Source organism: Paraglaciecola sp. (assembly GCF_030730205.1).
Classification (GTDB): domain Bacteria; phylum Pseudomonadota; class Gammaproteobacteria; order Enterobacterales; family Alteromonadaceae; genus Paraglaciecola.
Map to the genome: position 1 here is coordinate 1 of NZ_JANQVQ010000257.1, position 9455 is coordinate 9455.

Annotated in this window: 9 protein-coding genes; 8 read left to right on the forward strand and 1 reads right to left on the reverse strand. The window is 44.1% G+C overall.

Annotated elements, in window-relative coordinates; genetic code table 11:
• Positions 1 to 244: 244 nt before the first annotated feature.
• The 5 genes from NWQ57_RS16700 to NWQ57_RS16720 all read left to right on the forward strand — a co-directional run bounded on the left by NWQ57_RS16700 (position 245) and on the right by NWQ57_RS16720 (position 4707).
• The gene (locus NWQ57_RS16700; RefSeq protein WP_306023302.1) at positions 245 to 736 is read left to right on the forward strand and encodes a nuclear transport factor 2 family protein; all 492 of its coding nucleotides are present in this window, start codon (positions 245 to 247) and stop codon (positions 734 to 736) included.
• Positions 737 to 987: 251 nt separating this feature from the next.
• Positions 988 to 2292 carry a PAS domain-containing methyl-accepting chemotaxis protein gene (locus NWQ57_RS16705; protein ID WP_306023303.1) on the forward strand — a complete coding sequence of 435 codons (1305 nt, stop codon included), beginning with the start codon at positions 988 to 990 and terminating at the stop codon, positions 2290 to 2292.
• Positions 2293 to 2395: 103 nt separating this feature from the next.
• Positions 2396 to 2692 carry a hypothetical protein gene (locus NWQ57_RS16710; RefSeq protein ID WP_306023304.1) on the forward strand — a complete coding sequence of 99 codons (297 nt, stop codon included), beginning with the start codon at positions 2396 to 2398 and terminating at the stop codon, positions 2690 to 2692.
• 18 nt (positions 2693 to 2710) lie between these two features.
• A complete protein-coding gene (locus tag NWQ57_RS16715; RefSeq protein WP_306023305.1) occupies positions 2711 to 3427 on the forward strand; it encodes a tellurite resistance TerB family protein in 717 nt (238 codons plus the stop codon).
• 173 nt (positions 3428 to 3600) lie between these two features.
• Positions 3601 to 4707: a DUF2855 family protein gene (locus NWQ57_RS16720; RefSeq protein ID WP_306023306.1), complete on the forward strand. Its 1107-nt coding sequence runs from the start codon at positions 3601 to 3603 to the stop codon at positions 4705 to 4707.
• A 4-nt stretch (positions 4708 to 4711) separates the two neighbouring features.
• On the opposite strand, the gene NWQ57_RS16725 is transcribed toward NWQ57_RS16720, so the two are convergent.
• Positions 4712 to 5215, reverse strand: a complete 504-nt coding sequence (locus tag NWQ57_RS16725; RefSeq protein WP_306023307.1) for a DUF2244 domain-containing protein — start codon at positions 5213 to 5215, stop codon at positions 4712 to 4714.
• Between the two features lie 239 nt (positions 5216 to 5454).
• On the opposite strand from NWQ57_RS16725, the gene NWQ57_RS16730 reads away from it, so the two are divergent.
• The 3 genes from NWQ57_RS16730 to NWQ57_RS16740 all read left to right on the forward strand — a co-directional run.
• A complete protein-coding gene (locus NWQ57_RS16730) occupies positions 5455 to 6351 on the forward strand; it encodes a sulfite exporter TauE/SafE family protein (protein ID WP_306023308.1) in 897 nt (298 codons plus the stop codon).
• Positions 6352 to 6398: 47 nt separating this feature from the next.
• On the forward strand, positions 6399 to 7283 hold the full coding sequence (locus tag NWQ57_RS16735) for a formate dehydrogenase accessory sulfurtransferase FdhD (protein WP_306023309.1): 885 nt from the start codon (positions 6399 to 6401) through the stop codon (positions 7281 to 7283).
• A gap of 10 nt (positions 7284 to 7293) precedes the next feature.
• Positions 7294 to 9455: FdhF/YdeP family oxidoreductase (locus NWQ57_RS16740; RefSeq protein WP_306023310.1), on the forward strand; the 2162-nt coding region annotated here is incomplete at its 3' end.

Genomic DNA, 9455 nt, shown 5'->3' on the forward strand with positions numbered 1-9455 from the left:
GGCGTTTTCGTTTTTTAAGCTTACTCGCGCGATGCGCCAACTTTAAGACTGCTAGTTCCCTTTGTCATAGTATCGCTTTTTTTTCAATCAGATAAATCCATTGGTTCCTATCGGGCCGCCGCCATTCAAATAATGTCGGGCGAATCAGCCAAGCTGGACTTTCATCTTAACATCGCATTCAATCAGGCTTGATAATGGTAAAATGTTTCGGAGCAACAAAATGTTCAAAACTAGGTTTATAAAAATGGTAGTCGGTACTTGTCTGGTTTTAGTTGGCACACAATTTTATGCAGGGGCCAGTGAAACCACTGCAGATGATTCAAAAATCAATAGCGTGTTAGACGACTTACACGACGCGGCCAGCAAAGCACAAAAGGATCGTTACCTGGCATTGTTTACTGAGGATGGGGTATTTATGGGCACCGATGACTGGGAGCGATGGACCCGCCCAGATGAGTTTGATGCCTATGTTGAAACAGGGTTTAACAAAGGTGGATGGACTTATTTTCCAGTTGAGCGTCATATCCAGTACGCCCCAGACGGCAACACAGCTTGGTTTGATGAAATAACCGAGTCCCCGAAGTGGGGACGATTTCGAGGCACAGGTGTGTTGATACGCCACGCAGATAATTGGAAAGTAGCTCACTACGCTTTATCTTTTTTGGTACCAAACGAGGCTTGGGAGCAAGTGTCTAAGATGAGTACAAAAGCATTTGAAACTCGTAAAAATAAGTAACCTGCACTTCTGAACGGGGATGCGCGGTTACTTTTTTAGTTGTGCAACAAGCGCCTTTTTTGAATGAGTTTGGTGTGCCAAAGCCAAACTCATTTAACAATTCAATTTTTATTTATTAGGTCCATGCCACGTCAGTATGGTGCACCTGATGGGCTTGAGCTAATGGCAGTGTGTTTAAAATTTAAACTGAGCACTTGACTTGTCTACGCCAATAACTAAGGTTAGTGAACCAATACGTTAGGCAGTCCATAATGTTCAATAAACTACTTAAACAGCAACTCGCTGACGCAGAAGCGAAACTCAGTCCTTTATTACAAATTATTGATAGTCTTCATTCAGAAATGTTGCATCTTACTTTGGATGTGAGTGGCACTATCACTTCAGTAAACACCTTATTTGTACAAGAAACTGGGCTGACAGAGCAACGTTTGATCACCGAGTCGCTAACGAATTTAGTACCTAGTCACGCGCGGGTCACTAATCACTACAAAGAGTTAAATAATGCAATTAGCCAAAAGGAACATTGGGCTGGGGCGGTTGAACTTCAAAGTAATAATCAAGTGGTATGGCTTAGAGTCGTTTTACAACCCATTCTAAATCAAGCGGGAGTGTGTCAGAGTTTTGATGTTTTTGGCTCTAATTTAACTAGGACGATTGAACATTCTAGGCAAAACGAAAATTTGGTTGAAGCCCTGAGGCGCTCAATGGCGGTTATTGAGTTTTTGCCCAGTGGCGAAATTATCACCGCAAATGAGCTATTTCTTAAAACGATTGGTTACTCTTTAAAGGAAATCCAGCACAAACATCACAGAATGTTTTGTACTGAAGAAGAGCGCAGCAGTCAGCAGTACATTGATTTTTGGCAACGCCTTAATAGAGGAGACTTTATTGCTTCGCGGTTCAAGCGTATTGATAAGCAAGGTCAAGAGCTTTGGTTAGAAGCGTCCTACAATCCGATATTCGATAGCTACGGCAAACTTTATAAAATTATGAAGTTTGCGACCAATATCACACCGCAAGTGATGAGAGAACGGCAAGTTAATAGTGCGGCAATTTTAGCAAATGATACCTCAGAACAAACAGGGGTGTACGCCTCCAAAGCGGCTGAACTAATGAGAGAAACCGCTGGTGTGATGGAAAAATTGTCTGAGCAAATGAAAATAGCCTCTGAGAATATTGATGCCTTAGAAGAACAGTCAAATGCCATCAGTGCGATGGTTAATTCAATCAGTAGTATTGCTGATCAAACCAATCTTTTGGCGTTAAATGCAGCTATTGAGGCAGCTCGAGCCGGCGAGCAAGGCAGAGGCTTTGCTGTGGTGGCTGACGAAGTCAGAGAGTTGGCGTCGCGAACGTCTAAATCCACAGAAGAAATTATCCGGGTTGTCGCGAAAAACGAGGCGCTAACCAAGACATCGGTTGATACGATCAATGCCGGTAGGGGAACAGCTTCTGACGTTGTAGAAAGACTCAAAGCCACCAACCAAGTGATTCATGATATTCAAGAAGGTGCGAATAAAATTTTGGACTCAGTGTCGCATCTGCGCAATAAATAGTACCCATTGGAGATAAGGAGCGTTTCACGCAGGCAGCAATGATAGCCTCAGGAACGCCGTTTTTTGTGCGTAAGAAGCAGGCCATTACGCACAAAAAAACCTTATGTCGACAACATTTAGCGCTGAGCAACCCTCAGCAGGTCAGGCAAGCGTTTTGTCTTCAACGCACTCATCAAGCATGGATCCTCGTTGCTCACCTTTAAAGCAAATTAGCCTTACCATCATTACCGCACAACTGACTTTTGTTCACGACTCTTTGCGCATTTCACCATCAAAAATCAACAATAACATGGCAGTCAGTCCCTATATCGTCGCTCAAGCGGCGTTGTGCCCAAGTCGCTGCATATTTGTTTACAAATTAGTCACATCTAATTGCTGGTTTTTACGTATTATTTTGTAAACGTAAGAGGACCATAATATGAAAAATTTCGACAGTATTATCAAAGGTTTAACACAAAGTGGATTATTGACAGGTTTTACTGGCGGTGTTGCGGGCGGAGCATTGTCGGGGGCGTTGATGAGTAAAAAAGGACGAAGTGTTGGTAAAAGTGCGCTGAAACTTGGTGCGTTGGCGGCCATTGGCACTGTGGCTTACAAAGCATATCAGTCTTATTCGCAAAAAAATGCTCATCAATCTACGCCCGACCCGAGTGCGCCATCTCGGCCGAGTCGACAGGAGGCTGTTTCTCGTTATACTCCTTCTGAGCCAAAAGCCAATTTAACCTATTCGCCAGCCAGTATTTCGAAACAACAATTTGAAAAAGTGATTCATGACGAAGCGTCAGGTCAAGGTCAAATGCTACTGCTCAGAGCGATGATCGCAGCAGCTAATGCTGATGGACATATTGATGAAAACGAAAGGCAGCGTATCTATCAACAAGTTGATAACTTAACGCTTAGCATCAGTGACAAAGCCAGTTTGTTTGACGAATTGCGCAAGCCCCTCTCCCTTGATGCTCTAGTCAATTCAGTACCTAACGCTGAAACCGCGGTGGAAGTGTATGCCGCCTCTGTTTTAGCCATCGATTTACACCAATCAGCGTCAGGCGTCTACCTTGATAGATTAGCCAGTTCGCTCATGATCCCCAAAGAATTGGTAAGCGCTATACATCAGCAAGCCAGTGAAACGGCCTAAAGGCCTGAGCTGTCATCCCTTGGTTTTGTTTCAATGCCACTTGCAAGGTGCTGAAATCAGCACCCCACAGCATTAATTAAATCGGTTTATTTTTGCCTATTCAAAAGGATGATGCCGCAAGGGGCCGAAAGCACTTACTATGGGTTCAAGACTTTTCAGTTAGAGTAAAAATAATGAGCGCCAATTCAATAACTACCCAACAGATATGGGTAGACAAAAGCCATCTATCGCAAACAAAAATTGTGGAGCAAACGTTTGATCTCGGCGCTATTGCTGAAGGTGAAGTATTGCTTAAAGTGGACACCTTTGGCTTTTCAGCTAACAACATTACTTATGCCCTGTTAGGCGACAAAATGGGGTATTGGGGCTTTTTTCAAGCTGGCGAAGGTTATGGCATTGTGCCCATGTGGGGATTTGCCACTGTTGTGTTCTCTAACTGCCAAGGTATTGAGCTTGGTGAACGATTATTTGGTTACTTACCTATGGCGACTCACTGGCTAGTAAAACCCAGTAAAGTATCGCCTCACGGTTTTTTTGATGCCCACCCAGCTCGTAAGAGTATTTCTCCGGTCTATGATAATTATCTACGTTGTGCGCAAGACCCGGGTTACGATCCAGCAAAAGAAGCGATACAAATGAATATTCGTCCGTTATTTATGACTTCGTTTGTACTGGATGATTTTGTCGCAGAGCACATTGCTAGCGACGTACAGCAACTGATTTTAACCAGTGCTTCAAGTAAAACGGCTTACGGTACTGCCCATTTGCTGCATAAACATAAGGCCAACAGAGCGGCCCAATACGATGTCATTGGTCTCACGTCAGAATCGAACAAACGCTTTACCGAGCAATTAGGCTGTTACGACCGTGTTTTAAGTTATGAGCAACTTGGTGAATTAAGAACGGATAAATCAACCTGGCTGCTAGATTTTGCCGGAAATAAGCCCCTGATACTGAGTTTACAACAACAATTTTCAGCGCAACTTGCCAGGACTATTTTTATCGGTGTCACCGACGTTGATGCTCAGCAAGACAAGCCTAAAGATAAAGTTGAGGGCGAGATGTTTTTTGCACCTGCTCAAGTTAAAAAACGCACGCAAGAATGGGGGCAACAAGGGTTTGCTCAGCACTACGCACAAGCGTGGCAAAGCTTTTTAGCGTTGATTGAACAGCGTCTTGAGGTGAAAGAACATGCCGGAGCAGAAGCCTTGCAAGCGGTTTATACGCAAGGTCTAAAGGGGGGCCTGAGTAACGACTTTATAAATGTACTGCGCTTTTGAACTGTTATTTGCGCTGCAGCCACCACCGTTCATTTTGAATATAAACCCCTGCCTGTTGCAAATAACTGATGGCCAATAGGCGGTCGTCTTGATTAAGAAATTGGCCCAAGGAAACGCTGTGATTTTTATCTCTAATGTACAACTCACAGAAATCAAAAGGCAAGGTTGCCTCAGTGACATGTAAGCTACTATCTTCAAGTGCAAATAGATAAAAACAGGCGGGGTAGGTGATCCCCGCTTCAAATTTTATCGTTCGATGGTCAATGGTAATGACCTGTTTACGGTACGTCGAGCGAGAACCACGATAGAGTAAAAAAGCCAGCAAACTTACTTCTAAACCTGCAAAAGGCAGAATAATCCATATGCCCAGTGCTGCCCATATTAAGGCTATAAACGACACAAACACTGCAATAATGCCTATCAAATACTTTGTTTGTTGCCAATTAGCCGAACGATTTGGTCGCAAGGTCAACACTGAGATGTCATTGTAGATCGTTCTTTCAACCATCATATTTCCAAGAATCAAAGGGCTTTTCAATTAAAGCGGTGTGGATAAGTTTAAAGAGTTGAACTTTCGTTCACCCTACTGCGTACAGGTGCGCACATAATAAATAGTAAAAATAGTTTATTGACGGCAAATAGCGAGTAGTAGTTGCGACACCAATACTGCAATTTACTTTGCCTAGACAGGGTAAATCTGGCAAAGTCCGCGCGCTGCTTTGGTTGGCTAAGAGGAAAGTAATCGGCATGTTCCGTTCAATATCTGCACTGCAAATACGGTTGTTATTAGTTGTGGTTTGGCTGGTGGTATTTCTTACTACGGCAGAACCGATGGCACTATTTTTTGACTACGTTGGTTTTAGCCTTTTGGGTGTTGTTGGTGCTATTTTCGCTAATTCAACCGGAGCGGGCGGTGGAGTGGTCTTTATGCCCTTTTTTAGTCAATTAAATTTCTCTGCGATAACCGCCGTATCAACTAGTTTTGCCATTCAATGTTGTGGGATGACTGCCGGCGCTCTAACTTGGTGGGCCTTTTATCAAAAACTTCACCAGGTCAAGGGCGAGCTTGCTCATCAATGGCAAGGCTTGTATCCGGTATTGTATCTGACCATTCCGACTTCAATTTTGGGTGTGTTGTTGGTGCAATATTTTCAAGATACCTCAGGAATTGTGACTGAGCATGAAAGTTTAGATTTACTCTTTGGGATTTTTTCGATCATCTTGGCTGTGGCTATATTTGTCACAGTGCCACTCATGAAAGCAATCCAATTCAATCAAGATTTAGTCGCAAGAGACCTTATATTTTTGCCACTAATCGCGCTGATTGGCGGGGCAATTACGGCCGTTTTGTCTATTGGCGTAGGTGAATTAATTGCGGTTTACTTAATTTTGCGTCGCTTTAATGTCACATTTTCCATTGCTTGTGCGGTCATACTCAGCGCATTCACCGTGTGGTCAGGTATTATTTATCATGTATTTATTAGCCAAGCTGTCTACTGGCCGATCGTATTATTTGCTGGACCTGGCGCGATTGTTGGCGGTATTTTGGCCAAAAGACTGGTCTTATATTTTTCAGCAAGAAACCTCAAACTATTTTTTGCCGGCTGGATCTTAATTATGGGTTTAAGCACTTTACCCTATTAAGTAGCTGGGTTAGCTTAGGCCTATTATTTGAGGTTACCCTGTGAGTTATGTCGACAACTACTGTTCGTTTTCCAATTGAAAAATACAGCCAAATAGAAGGCGCTAGGTGGACTTCATGTAAGGTTGACGACGCGCTTATTTCTGAAGAGCCCTTACAGATTTGGCTCAAACACTTTTCAACACCCGACCCGTCCCCGCATCTTCTTGCGACCTTAATGCGCACCCCTGGTGATGATATTAATCTGGTCAGAGGCTGGTTATATACTAGTGGTCTTATTACTTCCCTAGCGTTTATTCACACCATCCACTATATGGGGCAAGGCCGTTTAAAAAATACCGGGTCTAATCAGATACTCGTCAGTGTGGTCAAGGAGGCGACGGTTAAGCTCGCTCAGCATCAACGCCAAGAATATGTTAATTCTGCCTGCGGCGTATGTGGTCAGCAAAGTATTGAAGAGCTATTGGCTCTACTGGAGAACAAAACCACCAAGATCATCAACGAACAAAAGTTATTGCAGCATGCTGATATTTGCGCGGTAGCAGAAAAATTAGAGGGACGACAGCTTTTGTTTCAGCAAACCGGTGGTAATCATGGAGTGGCCTTATTTGACGAACAACTGCGCATTCTTGATGTCAGAGAAGATGTGGGCCGTCACAATGCGCTAGATAAGATCATTGGCGCGAATGCTGGCTTATTGATAGCCGAAAATACCCAGGCCGTGTCTCCACCGATCGGGCTGATTTTAAGTGGGCGAGTGGGTTTTGAAATGATCCAAAAAGCGGCGATGGCAAATATTCGTTATGTACTGGCCTTTGGCGCGCCTTCCAGTCTTGCTGTGCAATTGGCCAGTGAAACAGAAATTGCTTTGGTAGGTTTTATAAAAAAACACGGTTACAACGTATACAGTAACCCGCATTTATTAAAGGTTTAGGTCAAAGGCTATGAGTAATAAAATTGATATTAAGCACCTTGAGGTAGGTAAGCCCAAAGAGTGGGCTGCTGGAGTTCCCGCTGTTTTATCTGCCTTTCGCAATATCGTTAATAAAGCGGGGGTGGCCGAAGGGGGCAAACTGCTCAGTCAATTAAATCAAATCAAAGGCTTTGATTGTCCTGGATGTGCTTGGCCTGATCCTCTGGCTAAACGTGCCACCTTTGAGTTTTGTGAAAACGGCGCTAAAGCCGTGGCCGATGAAGCTACAACTGAGCGTGTAACAGCAGATTTTTTTGCGCGAAACAGTATTGCCCAGTTAAAACAACAAAGCGACCGCTGGCTTAACGAGCAAGGCCGTTTGGTTGAGCCGATGATATTAAACCCGGGGGCAAGCCACTACGTAGCAATTTCATGGGACAAGGCCCTCGAAGTTATAGCTAAACAATTGCAAGAACTAGATTCGGCCAATCAAGCGGCTTTTTATACTTCTGGCCGAACCAGCAATGAAGCCGCGTTTTTATACCAATTGTTTGTGCGGCAATTTGGCACTAATAATTTGCCTGATTGCTCAAACATGTGTCACGAATCAAGTGGTGTTGGCTTGGGTGAGACTATCGGAGTGGGTAAAGGCACCGTTTCTTTAGAAGACTTAGAACAGGCCGAGGCGATTTTTATTTTTGGGCAAAACCCAGGCTCTAACCATCCCCGCATGCTCAGCTCTTTGCAGGCTGCTAAGCGACAGGGGGCCAAAATTGTTGCCATTAACCCTTTAGATGAAACCGGCTTAAAGCGCTTTAAAAATCCACAAGAAGTCAGCGGGGTGATTGGCCAAGGTACCGCACTTCGCGATCTGTACTTGCCCATAAAAATAAACGGTGATGTGGCATTTTTAAAGGGTTTGTGTAAAGAGTTGATTGAGCGAGATGAACAAGGTCAAGGTGTATTAGATAAGCATTTTATTGAACAATATTGCTATGGCTATGAGGCATTTAAGCACGATATTCTCAGCACGTCTTGGCTTGATATCGAACAGCATAGTGGTTTGAGTCGCGGGCAAATACACCAAGCTGCTGACATCGCGTGCCAATCACATAAAACCATTTGTTGTTGGGCTATGGGCATGACACAGCATAAAAATGCTGTAGCCAATATTCAGCTCATGACCAATTTTTTGATGTTGCAGGGCAATTTAGGGAAAGCAGGAGCGGGGGTGTGCCCGGTTAGAGGACACAGTAACGTGCAAGGTGATCGCACGATGGGGATTTGGGAGAAACCCAGCGCATCTTTATTAGATGCCTTGGAGGCGCATTATCAGTTTACGGTGCCACGGGAGCATGGCTTTGATGCGGTTGAGACAGTTCGTGCGATGCAAGAAGGCCAGGTTAAGGTGTTTTTTGCCATGGGAGGTAATTTTTATCGGGCAATGCCGGATCATTCTGCGACTGAACCCGCCTTAGCGCAATGTAAACTCTCTGTGCAAGTATCCACTAAACTGAATCGATCTCATTTATACACGGGAAAAATGGCCTTAATCTTACCTGCCCTAGGACGAACTGAAATTGATCGCCAGCACAGTGGTATTCAAACCGTTACAGTAGAAAACTCTATGGGAGTGGTGCAAACCTCTCATGGTAAAATACCACCGGCGAGCAGCAAACTAAAAAGCGAAATAGCTATTGTTGCTGAATTAGCCAGCCGGGTTTTGCCACACAGTAAGGTTGATTGGTTGGCAATGCGCGATGATTATCGCTTAATTCGTGACGGGATCGCTAAGGTCATTAGCGGTTTTGAAAACTTTAATCAACGCATAGAACAGTTGGGCGAGTTTGTATTACCCAATGCGGTGCGCGATAAACGTCAGTTTAATACCAGTACTCAGAAAGCGAATTTTGTGGTGCACGCGATCAATGACACCCAGTTACCTGCGGGGCAATTATTGATGATGACCATTCGAAGTCATGACCAATTTAACACGACTGTTTATACCGATAATGACCGATATCGTGGCATTCACGGCAGCCGCAAGGTACTGTTTGCCAATGAAGAGGATATCGCTGAATTGGGTTTTAAAGTCGGCGAAGAAGTGAATATTCAAAGTCACTGGCCAAATGATGTGCTCACTGTTAGGCAAGTCAGGGGCTTTACATTGGTGCCTTACAATATTCCAAGAGG